The sequence below is a fragment of the Pseudomonas sp. B35(2017) genome, from assembly GCF_002113645.1.
Classification (GTDB): Bacteria; Pseudomonadota; Gammaproteobacteria; order Pseudomonadales; family Pseudomonadaceae; genus Aquipseudomonas; species Aquipseudomonas ekonensis.
In genome coordinates this window covers 282,859-300,798 of the sequence record NZ_NEIZ01000005.1, presented here as the reverse complement: position 1 = coordinate 300,798, position 17,940 = coordinate 282,859, and the positions used below count along the sequence as shown (strand labels likewise).

Below are 17,940 nucleotides of genomic sequence, written 5' to 3'. Positions count from 1 at the left end.
AAGTTTATTTTGCAAAGTGACGAAAAGCCCTTGGCGGACCGCCCTGCCCCCCGTTAGAGTCGGAAGTCCGCCTGCTGCAAAATCCTTCGAATTTCTTCCCCGCGCCCAATGTTTACGGGGCTTTCGTGCCTTGTCAGCGAAACGCGTCCTGACAGTCTTCCCAGCCGATGCCACTTTGCGCGGTCTGGGTGATGAGCCACGGCAACGCCGTCTTCACCGCATCCTGCTTCATGTTGAAATTGATCACCCCGTGACGCCACAGCAGCATCAGGGTCAGCACCCGCTGCGCGCTCTGGCTGCCCTTGAGCTTGCCGGCGCCGTCCTGGGCGTCGATGTCCCACAGCGCCACTTGCAGGCCCTGGGCGTTGAAGAACGCCTGCGCATCGCTGCGCCGCTGACCGTCCGGCGGGCGGAACAGCGGCACGTAGTTTTCCGGCAGCTTGCCTTTGACCAGGTCGGCGCTGCGGCGCACCGAGTCCTGCCAGTCCTGCCAGTGGCTGTGGGAGCGGAACTCCCAGCCCTGCACGCCGACGCACTGCTGCGAGAACGTCGCTTGCAGGCTGGCGACCGAACGCTCCGCCAGCCGCGCCTGGACATCCTTGCCCAGCACGAAGAACGTGCCGCTCAGGTTCGACTTGCGCAGGTATTCGGCCAGCCAGTCGGTGTTGTCCGGCTGCAGGTTGGCGGCGCTGTCGAAGCTCAGCAGGAACAGCCGGTCGTTCATCTCGTCGCCGTTGCGTTCGTAGTCGCCGAAACGGTCGATCTCGCTGCCGGTCTGCGGAAACAGCGCAGCTTTGCGCAGCAGCTCGTCCAGGTACTGGGCATGGAAAGCGCGGCTCGGCTCGGCCCACTTGATGTAGTAGCTCTCCTCGCCGAGCTGGAACTTGCCGGCCTGCTCGCGCAGGGTCGGCACGTCTTCGACCAGGAAGCAGAACGAGGCGTCCTGGTCGCAGCTCTGCTGGGCGTGGTCGTAGCCGTTGAACAACCGTTGCCAGAGCCGCTCGCGCAGGCGGTTGACGGCGTCCATGTTGACCGTGCGCAGCCCCAGGCGCTGGGCCAGCGCGGCCTCGTCCAGCGCTTCGCTGGCCAAAAGGCCCCGGGCGAAGGTCAGGATCTCCGCCCGCGAGGCCACGTCGAACAGGGTCGGATTCTTCAGTTGCTCCGGCCAGGTGCTGCGGTCCAGCGTCGCCGGATCGCCGGGCGCCGCCAGGGCCCCGAGGCTCAACAGCCACGCCCAAAGGAATAGAACGATACGCAAAGGGATGTCTCCATAACAAAACCCGCGCGGCACTATAGCCGATAAGGCGGTAGCGGCGGTTCCCCGTGGGATGGCGGGCAACCATCGATCAACTATCGGACTCATAGCTGGAGTCAACCCGGCCAACCCCCTAGAATCGCCGCCACGATCAAAGGAGACGACTGCATGCTGATGGTGATTTCCCCCGCCAAGACCCTCGACTACGAAACGCCGCCGGCGACCTCGCGCTTCACCCAGCCGCAATACCTCGACCATTCCCAGGCGCTGATCCAGCAACTGCGCGAACTCAGTCCGGCGCAGATCAGCGAGCTGATGCACGTCTCCGACAAGATCGGCGGCCTCAACGCCGCGCGCTTCGGCAGCTGGACGCCGGCCTTCACCCCGGACAACGCCAAGCAGGCGCTGCTGGCGTTCAAGGGTGACGTCTACACCGGGCTCGACGCCCAGACCTTCAGCGAAGCCGATTTCGACTATGCGCAACGGCATCTGCGCATGCTGTCCGGCCTCTACGGCCTGCTGCGCCCGCTGGACCTGATGCAGCCGTACCGGCTGGAGATGGGCACCAAGCTGGCCAACGCCCGGGGCAAGGACCTTTACGCCTTCTGGGGCACGCGCATCAGCGAGTGGCTCAACGAAGCGCTGGCCGACCAGGGCGACGACGTGCTGCTCAACCTGGCGTCCAACGAGTACTTCTCGGCGGTCAAGCGCTCTGCCCTGAACGCGCGGATCATCAACACCGAGTTCAAGGACCTGAAGAACGGCCAGTACAAGATCATCAGCTTCTACGCCAAGAAGGCCCGAGGCCTGATGAGCCGCTTCGTGATCCAGGAACGCATCAACGATCCCGGTGCCCTGAAGCAGTTCGATGTCCAGGGTTACCGCTACAGCGCCGAACAGTCGAAACCGGACAATCTGGTGTTCCTGCGCGACCACGCCCCCGAATGAAGCATGCGCGGTGCACGACTCTTTATTGAAGACGTCGTGCACCGCGCACGACGTCAAAAATCCCCCGCCTTTTTTCGCCATTTCATTGGCGCCATAAAAACATCGCCCCTCTCCCTAACGTTTGTTTCACTCGACAGGTGTCATTTTTTTCAGTAGTGGCACGCACTTTTTTTCAAAGTAATGGCACAAAACCATCCCCCGCGATTATCCGCCTATATATAAAGGGCGAAATGGAAAGTGCTATCAATATGAAAGCAGTGCCATCTTTTTCAATATTTCAAGAAATTTCAGATTTCGGGATGAACGGGCCGGAACTTCGTCCTGATGCGTAGCTCATACCACCGGTAACGATTCTCGCCGATTCTGTACGAGATAACTTACGCAGATGAACGATCGCTGTAACCAAGTTGCCACAGTAACTTTCACAGCGACTTCACTTGTTTAGGCAAAGATCAAAGACGGGAAATACGCACCCTGAACATTCCCTGCAAGGCCGAGGCTGCGCCCCTGCCACCGCGCTCACCAGAGCGCTGAACCGCCCGGATTGCGGGCAGTTGGCCTGACATCGTGCAGGCATGTCGACTGAGCGGCCCTCCTTCGGACGAAGGTCATGCCGCCTGTCGGGGCAAGTCACAACAATAAGGCCTAGTTGCGCACAACTTGAGTGCACTTATTTAGCCACTCGAAACTTACATTGCCGGAACACGGCATTGTCGTGCCTGCAAGACGCACTTTCGAGTGCACCATGACCGCTGGAACCATTAACTCCGGCCATCTAATGGCTTGATAAAACACAGAGGTAATTGCGATGCGCATCAGCATTTTTGGTTTGGGTTACGTCGGCGCCGTATGTGCCGGTTGCCTGTCTGCACGGGGCCACGACGTGGTGGGCGTCGATGTCGCCAAAGACAAGATCGACATGATCAACGCCGGCAAATCCCCCATCGTCGAACCGGGCCTGGGCGAACTGCTGGCGCAGGGCATCCAGACCGGCCGCCTGCGCGGCACCACCGACTTCGCCGAGGCGATCCGCGCCACCGACCTGTCGATGATCTGCGTCGGCACGCCGAGCAAGAAGAACGGCGACCTGGAACTGAACTACATCGAGGCGGTGTGCCGCGAAATCGGTTTCGTGCTGCGCGAGAAGTCCACCCGCCACACCATCGTGGTGCGCAGCACCGTGCTGCCGGGCACCGTCGCCAACGTGGTGATCCCGATCCTCGAAGACTGCTCCGGCAAGAAGGCCGGCGTCGATTTCGGCGTGGCGGTCAACCCCGAGTTCCTGCGCGAGAGCACCGCGATCAAGGACTACGACTTCCCGCCGATGACCGTCATCGGCGAGTTCGACGCCGCGTCGGGCGACGTCCTGCAATCGCTGTACGAAGAGCTCGACGCGCCGATCATCCGCAAGGACATCGCCGTCGCCGAGATGATCAAGTACACCTGCAACGTCTGGCACGCCACCAAGGTGACCTTCGCCAACGAGATCGGCAACATCGCCAAGGCCGTCGGCGTCGACGGCCGTGAGGTGATGGACGTGGTCTGCCAGGACAAGACCCTCAACCTGTCCCAGTACTACATGCGTCCGGGCTTCGCCTTCGGCGGCTCGTGCCTGCCCAAGGACGTGCGCGCCCTGACCTACCGCGCCGGCTCCCTGGACGTGGAGGCGCCGCTGCTCAACTCGCTGATGCGCAGCAACGAATCCCAGGTGCAGAACGCCTTCGACATCGTCGAAAGCCACGACAAGCGCAAGGTCGCCCTGCTCGGCCTGAGCTTCAAGGCCGGCACCGACGACCTGCGCGAAAGCCCGCTGGTGGAGCTGGCCGAGATGCTGATCGGCAAGGGCTACGACCTGAGCATCTACGACAGCAACGTCGAGTACGCCCGCGTCCACGGCGCGAACAAGGACTACATCGAGTCGAAGATCCCCCATGTGTCGTCCCTGCTCAACGCGGACTTCGACTCGGTGATCGACAACTCCGACGTGATCATCCTGGGCAACCGCGACGAGAAATTCCGTTCCCTGGCCCAACAGGTGCCGGACGGCAAGCAGGTCATCGACCTGGTGGGCTTCATGTCCCGGGCCACCCGCGCCGGCAGCCGCACCGAAGGCATCTGCTGGTAAGGCAGCCCCAAGCTCCGGGCCGCCTGCGGCCCGGAGCCTCCTTCACCTTCGGATGAATGACGGTCATGTCCAAGCTCAATCATTTTTTTCTGCAAGCGGCCGGTTGGCTTTTGTTTCTGGGCCTGCTGATGGGCCTGGCCCTGATGCTGCCCGTGTCCACGTTCGACGCCGAGTCGAAGGACTTCATTTTCCTGATCGGCGCCGTGGGCATCTGGCGCTATTCGATGGGCGCCACCCACTTCGTGCGCGGCATGATTTTCCTGTACATCGTCTACCCGCACCTGCGGCGCAAGGTGCGCAAGCTGGGCGAGGCGGCCGATCCGTCCCACGTGTTCCTGATGGTCACCAGCTTCCGCATCGACGCGCTGACCACCGCCCAGGTCTACGGCTCGGTGATCCGCGAGGCCATCGACTGCGGCCTGCCGACCACCGTGGTCTGCTCCATCGTCGAGATGTCCGATGAACTGCTGGTCAAGAGCCTGTGGGCGCGGATGAACCCGCCGGAGCGGGTCAAGCTCGACTTCGTGCGTATCCCCGGCACCGGCAAGCGCGACGGCCTGGCCTACGGTTTCCGTGCGATCTCCCGCCACCTGCCGGACGACCGCGCCGTGGTGGCCGTGATCGACGGCGACACCGTGCTGGGCGAAGGCGTGGTGCGCAAGACCGTGCCGTGGTTCCAGCTGTTCGGCAACGTCGGCGGCCTGACCACCAACGAATTCTGCGAAGTGCGCGGCGGCTACATCATGAGCGAATGGCACAAGCTGCGCTTCGCCCAACGCCACATCAACATGTGCTCGATGGCCCTGTCCAAGCGCGTGCTGACCATGACCGGGCGCATGTCGGTGTTCCGCGCCAGCGTGGTCACCAACCCGGAGTTCATCGCCGACGTCGAGAGCGACTCGCTGCAGCACTGGCGCCTGGGCCGCTTCAAGTTCCTCACCGGCGACGACAAGTCGAGCTGGTTCAGCCTGATGCGCCTGGGCTACGACACCTTCTACGTGCCGGACGCGGCGATCAACACCGTCGAGCATCCGCCGGAGAAGAGCTTCATCAAGGCCAGCCGCAAACTGATGTTCCGCTGGTACGGCAACAACCTGCGGCAGAACTCCCGCGCCCTCGGACTGGGCATCCGCCGCCTGGGGCTCTTCACCTCGGTGGTGCTGTTCGACCAGCGCGTGTCGATGTGGACGTCCCTGCTGGGCCTGACCGTGGCGGTCATCGCCAGCGTCAAGTACGGCACCGCGTTCATCCTCGTGTACCTGCTGTGGATCGGCATCACCCGCCTGATCCTGACCCTGCTGCTGTCGTGCTCCGGCCACCGAATCGGCCCGGCCTACCCCGCGATCCTCTATTACAACCAGATCGTCGGCGCGCTGGTGAAGATCTACGTGTTCTTCCGCCTCGACCAACAGTCCTGGACCCGCCAACCCACTTCGCTGTCCCGTGACCTCGCCAGCTTTCAACGTTGGTTCAACACCTGGTCGTCTCGGACCATGACCTTCTCCGCCGGCAGCATTTTCGTCGCCGTGCTGCTGATGATGGTCTGACCCGCCTCTCTTGGATTAACAAGGAAACCGCTCCCATGAATACCGCCGTCAACGTCAACGTAGTCCATGAATCCGAAGCCCAGCGCCAGCATGCGCGGGTGAAGATCCCGGCCAAGCTGCGCTTCTTCGGCCCCGACCGCACACCGGTCGAGGCGCGGGTCATCGACCTGTCGGCCGGCGGCCTGGCGTTCAACGCCGGTCAGTTGCCGCTCAAGGTCGGCGACGTGCACAAGGCGCGCCTGCAGTTCGTCATCGACAACCTCGGCCTGGCGATGGACGTCGAGATGCAGGTGCGCTCCCACGACCGCCAGACCGGCCGCACCGGCTGCCAGTTCCAGAACCTGGAGCCGCGGGACATCGCCACCCTGCGTCACCTGATCACCTCGCACCTGGCCGGCGACATCGTCAGCATCGGCGAAGTGCTGGCGACCCTGCAGCGCGACAACTTCACCAAGGCACGCAAGACCAAGGACGGCGGCCACGGCATGACCCCGTTCGGGCGCCTGAAGGCGGTGACCTTCAGCCTCGGCGTGTTCGTCGTCGGCCTGGCGGCGTTCGGCTTCGTCGCCAAATCGGTGTACGGCATGTACTTCGTCAGCCACGCCCAGGCCGGCCTGGTCAGCGTGCCGGCCATGAACATCACCATGCCCCGCGACGGCACCGTGCAGAGCCTGGTGAAATCCGACGGCGTCGCCGCCAAGGGCGCGCCGCTGGCGACCTTCAGCACCAGCATGCTCGACGTGCTCAAAGGCCACCTGGACGAAGACCAACTGCAGCCGGCCAAGGTGGAAGAACTGTTCGGCAAGCAGATGACCGGCACCCTCACCTCGCCGTGCGACTGCACCGTGGCGCGGCAACTGGTGGCCGACGGTCAGTACGCCAGCAAAGGCGACGTGATCTTCGAACTGGTGCCGCGCAACACCCAGGCCACCGTCGATGCGCGCTTCTCCTACCGCCAGTTCGGCGACGTGCGTCCGGGCACCCCGGTGAGCTTCCAGATCGCCGGCGACGACAAGGTCCGCAGCGGCAAGATCGTGCGCAGCGCCAGCCTCAAGAGCGAAGACCTGTCCTCGGACATCCGCGTGCAGATCCAGCCGGACGAGCCGCTGGACAGCACCTTCGCCGGCCGCCCGGTGGAAGTGAACAGCGACCGCGGCCCGAACCTGAACTGGCTGATCGACAAAGCCATGGCCCACGGCCTTTAAGTCGAGGACACGCCTGTGACCACTCCAACTCTCCCGAACACGCCGCAGTCCCTGTGGGAGCTGGCTTGCCAGCGATTGCATCAACGCGGTCTGCCTGATGCACCGAGCCGCCCGCATCGCCAGCAGGCTGGCTCCCACAAGGGCCTGATGGTGTGCTCGCTGGCGCTGGCGGTCTCCCTGGCCGGTTGCACCGGCCTGCCCGACCAGCGCCTGGCCAACGAAGCCCTCAAGCGCGGCGACACCGCGACCGCCGCGCAGAACTACCGGGCGCTGGCGGACCTGGGCTACAGCGAGGCGCAAGTGGGCCTTGCCGACATTCAGGTCGACAGCCGCGACCCCGAGCAGATGAAACAGGCCGAAGCCACCTACCGCGCCGCGGCCAGCGTGTCGCCGCGGGCCCAGGCGCGCCTCGGCCGCTTGCTGGTGGCCAAGCCCGGCGCCACCGAAGCCGAGCACCAGGAGGCCGAAAGCCTGCTGAAGAAAGCCGCCGCCCAAGGCGAAGGCAATACCTTGATCCCGCTGGCGATGCTGTATCTGCAATACCCACACAGTTTCCCGAACATCGACGCCCAGCAGCAGATCGATCAATGGCGCCAGTCCGGCTACCCGGAAGCGGGCCTGGCCCAGGTGCTGCTCTATCGCACCCAGGGCACCTACGACCAGCACCTGGATGACGTGGAAAAGATCTGCAAGGCCGCGCTCCACACCACCGACATCTGCTACGTCGAACTGGCCACGGTCTATCAGAAACGTGCACAGCCAGAGCAACAGGCCGAGCTGATCAAGCAGTTGCAGGCCGGCCACGGCCGCGGCACCGTCAGCGCGCAACGGGTCGATTCTGTCGCCCGGGTGCTGGCCGACCCGACCCTGGGCAAGACCGACGAGAAGACCGCGCAAGCGCTGCTCGAACCCATCGCGCCGGGCTATCCGGCATCGTGGGTCACGTTGGCGCAATTGCTCTACGACTTCCCGGAACTGGGCGACACCGACCAGATGATGAAGTACCTGGACAACGGCCGTGCCGCCGACCAACCCCGCGCCGAACTGCTGCTGGGCAAGCTCTACTACGAAGGCAAACTGGTGCCGGCCGACGCGAAGGTCGCCGAGCAGCACTTCGAGAAGGCCGTCGGCCGCGAAGTGGCGGCCGACTACTACCTCGGCCAGATCTACCGCCGTGGCTACCTGGGCAAGGTCTATCCGCAGAAGGCCCTCGACCACCTGCTGACCGCTGCGCGCAACGGCCAGAACAGCGCCGACTTCGCCATCGCCCAACTGTTCTCCCAAGGCAAGGGCACCCGGCCCGACCCGGTCAACGCCTACGTGTTCAGTCAGTTGGCCAAGGCCCAGAACACCCCGCAGGCCGATGAGCTGGCGACCACCCTCGCCGCGCAGCTGCCCCCCGAACGCCTGGCTCAGGCCCAGCGCCTGCTGCAACAGGAACAGGCCAGCCGCGGCGCCCTGAACCGCAATGCGCTGCCGCTGCATGCCCTGCCAGAAGAAGAAGGCGAGGAATCCCTATGAAGTTGAATCCATTCGTGAAGGCCGGCATCGGCCTGTCCTTCGCCCTGATCTGGTCGTGCCCGACGCTGGCCGCGATCACCGAAACCAAGAGTTTCGGCCTGGAAGTGAAGATCACCGGCCAATCCGAAGACGACCGCGACCTGGGCACCGCCCGCGGCGGCGACGTCAACGGCGTCGGCCTCGACCTGCGCCCGTGGGTCTACGGCGAGAGCGGCGCGTGGAGCGCCTACGCCATGGGCCAGGCCGTGACCTCCACCGACATCATCGAGACCGACACCCTGCAGCAGTCCGACGGCGCCCAGGCCACCGACAGCGGCGACCGCCAGACCAAGAAGAACTACCTGGCCATGCGCGAGTTCTGGGTCGGCTACAGCGGCTTCACGCCCTACCCCGGCGAGATCCTCAAGTTCGGCCGCCAGCGCCTGCGCAACGACGACGGCCAATGGCGCGACACCAACATCGAGGCGCTGAACTGGACGTTCGACACCACCCTGCTGCGGGCCAACGCCGGCGTCGCCGAACGCTTCAGCGAATACCGCACCGACCTCAAGGAACTGGCGCCCAAGGACAAGGACCGCCTGCACGCCTACGCCGACGCCGCCTACCAGTGGACGCCGGGCCAGTGGGTCGGCATCCGCGGCCACCACACCCACGACAACGGCAAGCTCGACTACGCCGAGCCGGGCGTGCCCCGCGACACCCTGGACAAGACCGAGAACGGCGACATCAGCTGGCTCGGCCTGACCGCCGACAGCGACGCCTACAACTGGCGCAACACCAACACGGTCAACTACTGGGGCAGCATCACCGGCATGAGCGGCGACCGCGACAAGGTCAACCCGCTCAACGCCGACGGCAGCCGCCCGGCCGAGGCCAAGCGCAGCGACAGCGTCAACGGCTGGGCCACCGACCTTGGCGTGCGCCTGCGCCTCGACCCGCAATGGCAGGTCGGCGCCGCCTATGCCCGCGCCAGCGCCGACTACGAACAGAACGGCCTGGAAAGCAACCGCTCGAACTTCACCGGCACCCGCTCGCGGGTGCACCGTTTCGGCGAAGCGTTCCGCGGCGAGATGAACAACTTGCAGACCGCCACCCTGTTCGGCTCCTGGATGCTCAACGACCAGTACGACGCCAGCCTGATCTACCACAAGTTCTGGCGCGTGGACGGCAACAAGCCGGTGGGCAGCAACGGCATCAACGCCGTCGAGAACAACACCGACGACGTGACCGGCGCGATCCTGTCCAGCACCTCCCTGCCGCTGGACGACGGCAAGAAGGACATGGGCCAGGAGATGGATCTGGTGGTCACCAAGTACTTCAAGCAAGGCCTGCTGCCGGCGGCGCTGAGCCAGTCCATCGACGAGCCGTCGGCGCTGGTGCGCTTTCGCGGCGGCGTGTTCAAGCCCGGCGATGCCTACGGCAGCCAGGTCGATTCGTACATGCACCGCGCGTTCATCGACGTGATCTGGCGCTTCTGATGCGGACCGCCAAGGGAGTGCCCGACATGAACAACTCAAGGAAAGGCCCGCTCGGCCTGTTGGCCGGCGCCCTGCTGCTGGCCAGCGCCGGCGCCTTCGCCACGGTCGAGCCGGCGAAGCCGGTGACCCTGGCCAAAGGGCTGCAGCAGGCCAAGACCTACACCGTCAGCAGCGCCCCGACCGAGGCGCTGGAGCTGGCCGAACCGAAGCTGCCCGACCTCTCCGGCTACACCGCCGAGGCCGCCGCCGCGAAGATCGTGCGCAGCAAGCCGGGCAAGGTCAGCGTGCGCCGGATGATGCAGGAAGACGCCCTGAAGGACTTCATCGGCGGCGACAACAAGATGGCCGAATGGGTGGTGCGCCAGCACGGCATCCCCCAGGCGATCTTCGTCGACGACGGCTACCTGAACCTCAAGGAGCTGGCGCAGAAGCTGCCCAAGCAGTACTTCAGCGAAACCGCGCCCGGCGTGTACCTGGCCAAGCTGCCGATCGTCGTCGGCCGCAAAGGCATCCTCGAGATCGACGGCCAGACCCAGGAGCTGCGCCTGTCCCAGGAGGCCGGCTCGTTCCTGGTCAACGACGGCCAGCTGTTCGTGCGTGACACCAAGGTCACCGGCTGGCGCGAGAAGGACAACGGCCCGGCGACCTTCCGTTCGCCCAAGGAATTCCGTCCGTTCCTGCTCGCCTGGGGCGGCACCGAGACCTACATCGTCAACAGCAAGATGGCCAGCTTCGGCTACGCCAACAGCAAGTCCTACGGCGTGAGCATTTCCCAGTACACGCCGAACATGGCCAAGGTGCTCAAGCGCCCCGAGCCGACCGGCTGGATCGTCGGCTCCGAGTTCTCGGACATGTGGTACGGCTTCTACTGCTACGAGACCCGCGACTTCGTGGTCAAGGGCAACACCTACAAGGACAACATCGTCTACGGCATCGACCCCCACGACCGCTCCCACGGCCTGGTCATCGCCGAGAACACCGTCCACGGGACGAAGAAGAAGCACGGGATCATCATCTCCCGCGAAGTGAACGACAGCTTCATCTTCAACAACAAGAGCTTCGACAACCACCTCTCGGGGCTGGTGATCGACCGCAACAGCGTGAACAACGTGATCGCCCACAACGAGATCTACCGCAACCACACCGACGGCATCACCCTCTACGAGTCCGCCGACAACCTTTTGTGGGGCAACAAGGTCATCAGCAACAAGCGCCACGGCATCCGCATCCGCAACAGCGTGAACATCCGCCTGTACGAGAACGTCGCCATGGCCAACGGCCTGACCGGCGTCTACGGCCACATCAAGGATCTGACCGACACCGACCGCGACATCAAGCTCGACCCGTTCGACGCCCAGGTCTCGCTGATCGTGGTCGGCGGCGAACTGGCGGCCAACGGCAGCGGCCCGATGGCCATCGACTCGCCGCTGAGCGTAGAGCTGTACCGCGTCTCGATGCTGGCGCCGACCAAATCCAGCGGCATCAGCTTCAACGGCGTCCTGGGCGAGCGCCAGGACGAAATTCTCGACCTGCTGGTGCGCCAGCAGAAAGCCGTGCTGATCGACCCCGTCGAACGCCAGACCGAACTGCGGGACTGAGGACCTCTTTATGCACCCACACCTGATCAAACTGCTCAGCCTGTCGGCCCTGACCGTGGGCATCCTGGCGGCCAGCGACGGCGCCGGCGCGGACCAGGCCCAAGCCCCCGCGTTCACCGCCGAGCCGTGCTGCAGCCTGTGCCCCGCCGCCCACGACCCGAAGAACTACACCACCCGCTACCAGCAAAACTTCACCACCCTGGTGCAGGCCCAGGGCGACTGGCTGTTCCGCACCCGGGAAGACCTGCGCACCGAGTTCGACACCACCCCCGCCGGCTACCGCCGCCTGCAGCAACTGCACGATGCGTTCAAGAGCAAGGGCGTGGAACTGGTGATCGTCTACCAGCCGACCCGTGGCCTGGTGAACCGCAACAAGCTCAACCCGCAGGACAAGGCCGCCTTCGACTACGAGAAGGCGCTGGGCAACTACAAGACCATGCTCGGCCGCTTCGCCAAGATGGGCTACGTGGTGCCGGACCTGTCGCCGCTCACCAACGAATCGCTGCCCGAGACCCTGCCGGCCCACGACTTCTACTTCCGCGGCGACCAGCACTGGACGCCCTACGGCGCCCAGCGCACGGCGAAGATCGTCGCCGAGCAGGTCAAGCGGATCCCGGCCTTCGCCGACATCCCCAAGCGCGAGTTCGAGACCAAGCGCTCCGGGCGCATGGGCAAGACCGGCACCCTGCACAACATGGCCGGGCAACTGTGCGGCACCAGCTACGCGATCCAGTACATGGACCAGTTCACCACCGAGCCCAAGGGCGAGGCCGGCGACGGCGACCTGTTCGGCGACAGCGGCAACCCGCAGATCACCCTGGTGGGCACCTCCCACAGCGGCAAGAACTACAACTTCGCCGGCTTCCTCGAAGAGGCCATCGGCGCCGACATCCTCAACGTCGCGTTCCCCGGCGGCGGCCTGGAAGGCTCGATGCTGCAGTACCTGGGCAGCGACGAGTTCCAGAAGTCGCCGCCCAAGATCCTCATCTGGGAGTTCTCGCCGCTGTACCGCCTCGACCAGGAGACCATCTACCGCCAGATGATGGCGCTGCTGGACAACGGCTGCGAGGGCAAGGACGCGCAGATGAGCGCCAGCGCGACGCTCAAGCCGGGCAAGAACGAACTGCTGGTCAACAGCAAGAACCTGAACCTGCAGAACAACGGCCATCAGGTCGACATCCGCTTCGCCGACACCTCGGTGAAGACCCTGCACGCCACCCTCTGGTACATGAACGGCCGCCACGAGGACATCAAGATCGAGAAGCCGGAAACCTCCGACACCGACGGGCGTTTCGCCTTCGAATTGCGCACGGACGAGGACTGGGCCACGCAGAACCTGCTGGCCGTCGAAGTCCAGGGCCCGGACGCGGGCGCCGAGCCGCAGAAGGTCGAAGCGAAAATCTGCAAACGCAACGTATTCCCGGGCGCTGGGCCGCAAACCGCCCAGCTCGGGCAATGAGGTCTGCCATGCGAAACCGAACGATCAAACACCTGCTTGCGCCGTCCCTGCTGACCCTGGCGATGTTCGCCGGGGCCACCCAGGCCGCCGCGCCGCTGCGTCCGCCCCAGGGCTACTTCGCACCTGTGGACAAGTTCAAGACCGGCGACAAGAGCGAAGGCTGCGACGCCATGCCGGCGCCCTACACCGGCCCGCTGCAGTTTCGCAGCAAGTACGAAGGCTCGGACAAGGCCCGCGCCACCCTCAACGTGCAGTCGGAGAAAGCCTTCCGCGACAGCACCGCCGACATCACCAAGCTTGAGCGCGGCACCGCCAAGCGGGTGATGCAGTTCATGCGCGACGGTCGCCCGGAGCAGCTCGACTGCACGCTCAACTGGCTGACGTCCTGGGCACGGGCGGATGCGTTGATGTCCAAGGACTTCAACCACACCGGCAAGTCGATGCGCAAATGGGCACTGGGCAGCATGGCGTCCTCGTACATCCGCCTGAAGTTCTCCGACTCGCACCCGCTGGCCCAGCATCAGCAGGAGGCCCGGGAGATCGAGGCCTGGTTCGGCAAACTGGCCGACCAGGTGGTGAGCGACTGGGACAACCTGCCGCTGGCCCAGACCAACAACCACTCCTATTGGGCCGCGTGGTCGGTGATGGCGACGGCCATCGCCACCGACCGCCGCGACCTGTTCGACTGGGCGGTGAAGGAATACAAGGTCGGCGCCGGCCAAGTCGACGCCGACGGCTACCTGCCCAACGAACTCAAGCGCCAGCAGCGCGCCCTGGCGTACCACAACTACGCCCTGCCGCCGCTGGCGATGATCGCCAGCTTCGCCCAGGTCAACGGCGTGGATCTGCGCCAGGAGAACAACGGCGCCCTCAAGCGCCTGGGCGACCGGGTGCTGGCCGGCGTAAAGGATCCCGACGCCTTCGAGGCGAAGAACGGCAAGAAGCAGGACATGACCGACCTGAAGGAGGACATGAAATTCGCCTGGCTCGAACCGTTCTGCAGCCTCTACGCCTGTGCGCCGGATGTGCTGGAGAAAAAGCACGGCATGCAGCCGTTCAAGACCTTCCGCCTCGGTGGCGACCTGACCAAGGTCTACGACCCGTCGCACGAGAAGGGCAACAAGGGTTCGTAAGGCAGAACACGAACCCCTGTGGGAGCTGGCTTGCCAGCGATTGCAATCTGACATTCAACACTGATGTCGACTGACCCGACGCTATCGCTGCGGTGCGGCGACCCGACAAGCCAGCTCCCACAAGGGTTGCGGTGAATCTGGATGCAATACATCCCCCGGACTTTTCGTGGGGGGTTTGGGGGGGCCTTGGCCCTTGACTGTGGCTTCAAACATGGAGAAACCGGGATGGTCTTTTCATCCAACGTGTTCCTGTTCCTGTTCTTGCCGATCTTCCTCGGCCTGTACTACCTGAGCGGGCAACGCTACCGCAACCTGCTGCTGCTGATCGCCAGCTACGTGTTCTACGCCTGGTGGCGGGTGGACTTCCTGGCGCTGTTCGCCGGTGTCACCCTGTGGAACTACTGGATCGGCCTGAAGGTCGGCGCCGCCGGTGTGAGGAGCAAGCCGGCCCAGCGCTGGCTGCTGCTCGGCGTGGCAGTGGACCTGTGCATCCTGGGCTACTTCAAGTACGCCAACTTCGGCGTAGACAGCCTCAACGCGATCATGACGTCGTTCGGCCTGGAGCCGTTCATCCTCACCCACGTGCTGTTGCCGATCGGCATCTCGTTCTACATCTTCGAGTCCATCAGCTACATCATCGACGTGTACCGCGGCGACACCCCGGCCACCCGCAACCTGATCGACTTCGCGGCGTTCGTGGCGATCTTCCCGCACCTGATCGCAGGCCCCGTGCTGCGCTTCCGTGACCTGGCCGACCAGTTCAACCACCGCACCCACACCCTCGACAAGTTCTCCGAGGGCTGCACCCGGTTCATGCAGGGCTTCATCAAGAAGGTGTTCATCGCCGACACCCTGGCGGTGGTCGCCGACCATTGCTTCGCCCTGCAGCACCCGACCACCGGCGACGCCTGGCTCGGTGCGCTGGCCTACACCGCGCAGCTGTACTTCGACTTCTCCGGCTACAGCGACATGGCCATCGGCCTGGGCTTGATGATGGGCTTTCGCTTCATGGAGAACTTCAAGCAGCCCTACGTCAGCCAGTCGATCACCGAGTTCTGGCGGCGCTGGCACATCAGCCTGTCCACCTGGCTGCGCGACTACCTGTACATCACCCTGGGCGGCAACCGCCGCGGCACGCTGATGACTTATCGCAACCTGTTCCTGACCATGCTGCTGGGCGGCCTGTGGCACGGCGCGAACATCACCTACATCGTCTGGGGCGCCTGGCACGGCATGTGGCTGGCGATCGAGAAAATGCTCGGCATCAACACCTCGCCGCGCCGCCTCAATCCGGTCCGCTGGGCCCTGACCTTCCTGCTCGTGGTCATGGGCTGGGTGATCTTCCGCGCCGAGAACCTGCACGTGGCCGGGCGCATGTACGGCGCAATGTTCAGCTTCGGCGACTGGTCGCTGTCGGAACTCAACCGCGCCAGCCTCACCGGCCTGCAAGTGGCGACCCTGGTGGTGGCGTACGCAACCCTGGCGTTCTTCGGCCTGCGCGACCTGTACACCAGCACGCCACCGGTCAAGACCAAACCTTGCGCCGACGCCGGGCAAGACGGCCCGGCCGGCGCGCAGCCCGGCCTGATCAAGGCCGCCCCCGGCGAAAACCCGGCGGCCATCCGCGAGCCCGGCTACACCGTCGGCGCGCCCGCCCAAGTGCAGCCGGCCTACTGGAGCGCCGACTGGCCACGCTACGCGATGCGCGCCCTGGTGCTGCTGCTGTTCATCGCCTCGATTCTCAAACTCTCGGCGCAGAGCTTCTCGCCGTTCCTTTACTTCCAGTTCTGAGGGATCTGCCATGACCCGCTCATTACGCATGTTCTACATCGCCCTGTTTCTGCTGACCCTGCTGGTGCTCGGTGTGTGGTCGCTGCGCAGCTTCTTCGGCTTCAGCACCAACGCCGACGCCACGGTGCTCAACGGCCGCTGGACCAAAGCCGTGGAAACCCACTACGACGACGAGTTCCCGATCAAGCGCCTGGGCACCAATCTGTGGGCCGCTCTGGACTTCAAGCTGTTCAACGAAGGCCGTCCGGGCGTGGTGCTCGGCCGTGACCAGTGGCTGTACAGCGACGAGGAATTCAACCCGATCGTCAACGAAGAGCTGAACCTGCAAGGCAACTACGCGCTGGTCGAAGGCGTGCGCCAGACCCTCAAAGCGAAAGGCGTGAAACTGGTGATGGCCATCGTGCCGGCCAAGGTGCGCCTGTACCCGGAACACCTGGGCGAAGTGAAGCCTGCGAGCATCCACGCCAACCTGTATCAGGACTTCCACGCCCGCGTCGCCGCGGACAAGATCCTCGCCCCCGACCTGCTCGGCCCGCTGCAGAAGGCCAAGCAGAACGGTCAGCAAGTGTTCTTGCGCACCGACACCCACTGGACCCCGGAAGGCGCCGAGATCGCCGCCGACACCCTGGCCAAGACCATCGCCGACAAGTTCCCGCTCAGCGGTGAGCCGCAGCGCTTCGTCACCACGCCGGCCGAGCAGGTCACGCACAAGGGCGACCTGCGCCTGTTCCTGCCGCTGGATCCGCTGTTCGAGAACCTGATGCCGGCCAAGGAGCCGCTGCAGAAGCGCAACACCGTGGCCGCCGACGCGCAGCCGGCCGGCGACGACGCCCTGTTCGCCAGCCGCGAAGTGCCGGTGGCGCTGATCGGCACCAGCTACAGCGCCAACCCCAACTGGAACTTCGTCGGCGCGCTCAAGCAGGCGCTCAACAGCGACGTGGTCAGTTACGCCGAAGACGGCCACGGCCCGATCCTGCCGATGCTCAGTTACCTGAAAAGCGACGACTTCAAGAACAGCCCGCCCCAGGTGCTGATCTGGGAGTTCCCTGAACGATATCTGCCTGTGAACAACGAAATCGGCGACGCCGACCCGCAGTGGGTCGCAGAGCTCAAACAAGCCGGCGCGCGCCAACAGAACGTAGCTGTGAACACTTCATCCGAGACGCCCGACCGGGCGCAAAACTGAAAGAGAGGTACACCATGACTTTCACTCCAACTCCGCGTCGTCTCGCCCAACGCCTTGCCCTGGTCGCCGGCCTGAGCGTGCTGTCGGTGCAGGCATTCGCCGGCGGCGACGCCGCGCTCTACGGCCCGACCGCGCCCAAAGGCTCGACCTTCGTGCGCGTCTACAACGCCAGCAACGCCGAAGTCAGCGCCACCGTCGGCAGCACCAGCCTGAGCGACGTCGCCCCGCTGGCCAGCAGCGACTTCAGCTTCATGCCCGGCGGCGACTACAGCGCCAAGGTCGGCAGCCAGACCCTGCCGGTGAAACTGGCCGGCGACCACTACTACACCCTGGTCAACAACGCCTCCGGTGCGCCGCAACTGATCGAAGAGCCGCCGTTCAAGAACAAGCAGAAATCCCTGGTGCGCGTGCAGAACCTCAGCGACAAGCCGCTGACCCTCAAAACCGCCGACGGCAAGACCGAGGTGGTGCCGAACGTGGCCGCCAAGGGCCGCGGCGAACGCGAGATCAACCCGGTGAAGGTCAGCTTGGCGCTGTACGAAGGCGACAAGAAGGTCGGCGACGTGAAGCCGGTCGCCCTGGAGCGCGGCGAAGCGGCGGTGCTGTACGTCACCGGCACGGGCAGCAGCCTGTCGCCGGTGTGGGTGAAGCGCCCGGTGTCGACCCGCTGACACATTTCCCGAACTGACCCGAA

General features: G+C 64.7%; 13 protein-coding genes. 12 read left to right on the top strand and 1 reads right to left on the bottom strand.

Annotated features, from left to right (window positions below; all coding sequences use genetic code 11):
* Positions 1-133: 133 nt before the first annotated feature.
* The gene (locus tag CAG41_RS12540; RefSeq protein WP_085578788.1) at positions 134-1,258 is read right to left on the bottom strand and encodes a polysaccharide deacetylase family protein; all 1,125 of its coding nucleotides are present in this window, start codon (positions 1,256-1,258) and stop codon (positions 134-136) included.
* 165 nt (positions 1,259-1,423) lie between these two features.
* Here CAG41_RS12540 and yaaA point away from each other — a divergent pair, with 165 nt between their 5' ends.
* The 12 genes from yaaA (at position 1,424) to CAG41_RS12475 (ending at position 17,917) form a co-directional block, all read left to right on the top strand.
* A complete protein-coding gene (gene yaaA / locus CAG41_RS12535) occupies positions 1,424-2,203 on the top strand; it encodes a peroxide stress protein YaaA (protein WP_085578786.1) in 780 nt (259 codons plus the stop codon).
* 808 nt (positions 2,204-3,011) lie between these two features.
* Positions 3,012-4,328, top strand: coding sequence for a nucleotide sugar dehydrogenase (locus CAG41_RS12530; RefSeq protein WP_085578784.1), 1,317 nt, complete (start codon positions 3,012-3,014; stop codon positions 4,326-4,328).
* A 65-nt stretch (positions 4,329-4,393) separates the two neighbouring features.
* Entirely contained in the window at positions 4,394-5,875 is a 1,482-nt protein-coding gene (gene alg8, locus CAG41_RS12525) for a mannuronan synthase (protein ID WP_170929985.1), read from the top strand.
* Positions 5,876-5,910: 35 nt separating this feature from the next.
* Entirely contained in the window at positions 5,911-7,080 is a 1,170-nt protein-coding gene (locus CAG41_RS12515) for an alginate biosynthesis protein Alg44 (protein WP_085578780.1), read from the top strand.
* A gap of 15 nt (positions 7,081-7,095) precedes the next feature.
* On the top strand, positions 7,096-8,601 hold the full coding sequence (gene algK / locus CAG41_RS12510) for an alginate biosynthesis TPR repeat lipoprotein AlgK (RefSeq protein ID WP_085707061.1): 1,506 nt from the start codon (positions 7,096-7,098) through the stop codon (positions 8,599-8,601).
* A complete protein-coding gene (locus tag CAG41_RS12505) occupies positions 8,598-10,079 on the top strand; it encodes an alginate export family protein (RefSeq protein ID WP_085707060.1) in 1,482 nt (493 codons plus the stop codon). Before algK ends, CAG41_RS12505 begins: the two co-directional genes overlap by 4 nt.
* Before the next feature lie 26 nt (positions 10,080-10,105).
* On the top strand, positions 10,106-11,677 hold the full coding sequence (gene algG, locus CAG41_RS12500) for a mannuronan 5-epimerase AlgG (RefSeq protein WP_085631631.1): 1,572 nt from the start codon (positions 10,106-10,108) through the stop codon (positions 11,675-11,677).
* A gap of 10 nt (positions 11,678-11,687) precedes the next feature.
* Entirely contained in the window at positions 11,688-13,136 is a 1,449-nt protein-coding gene (locus CAG41_RS12495; RefSeq protein WP_085578771.1) for an alginate O-acetyltransferase, read from the top strand.
* Between the two features lie 8 nt (positions 13,137-13,144).
* Positions 13,145-14,269, top strand: a complete 1,125-nt coding sequence (locus CAG41_RS12490; RefSeq protein WP_085578769.1) for a mannuronate-specific alginate lyase — start codon at positions 13,145-13,147, stop codon at positions 14,267-14,269.
* A gap of 225 nt (positions 14,270-14,494) precedes the next feature.
* Positions 14,495-16,060, top strand: a complete 1,566-nt coding sequence (locus tag CAG41_RS12485) for an MBOAT family protein (RefSeq protein ID WP_085578767.1) — start codon at positions 14,495-14,497, stop codon at positions 16,058-16,060.
* 10 nt (positions 16,061-16,070) lie between these two features.
* Complete coding sequence (locus CAG41_RS12480) at positions 16,071-17,246, top strand: alginate O-acetyltransferase (RefSeq protein ID WP_085578765.1); 1,176 nt, start codon at positions 16,071-16,073, stop codon at positions 17,244-17,246.
* A 14-nt stretch (positions 17,247-17,260) separates the two neighbouring features.
* Entirely contained in the window at positions 17,261-17,917 is a 657-nt protein-coding gene (locus CAG41_RS12475) for an alginate O-acetyltransferase AlgF (protein WP_085578763.1), read from the top strand.
* The last annotated feature ends 23 nt before the right edge of the window (positions 17,918-17,940 follow it).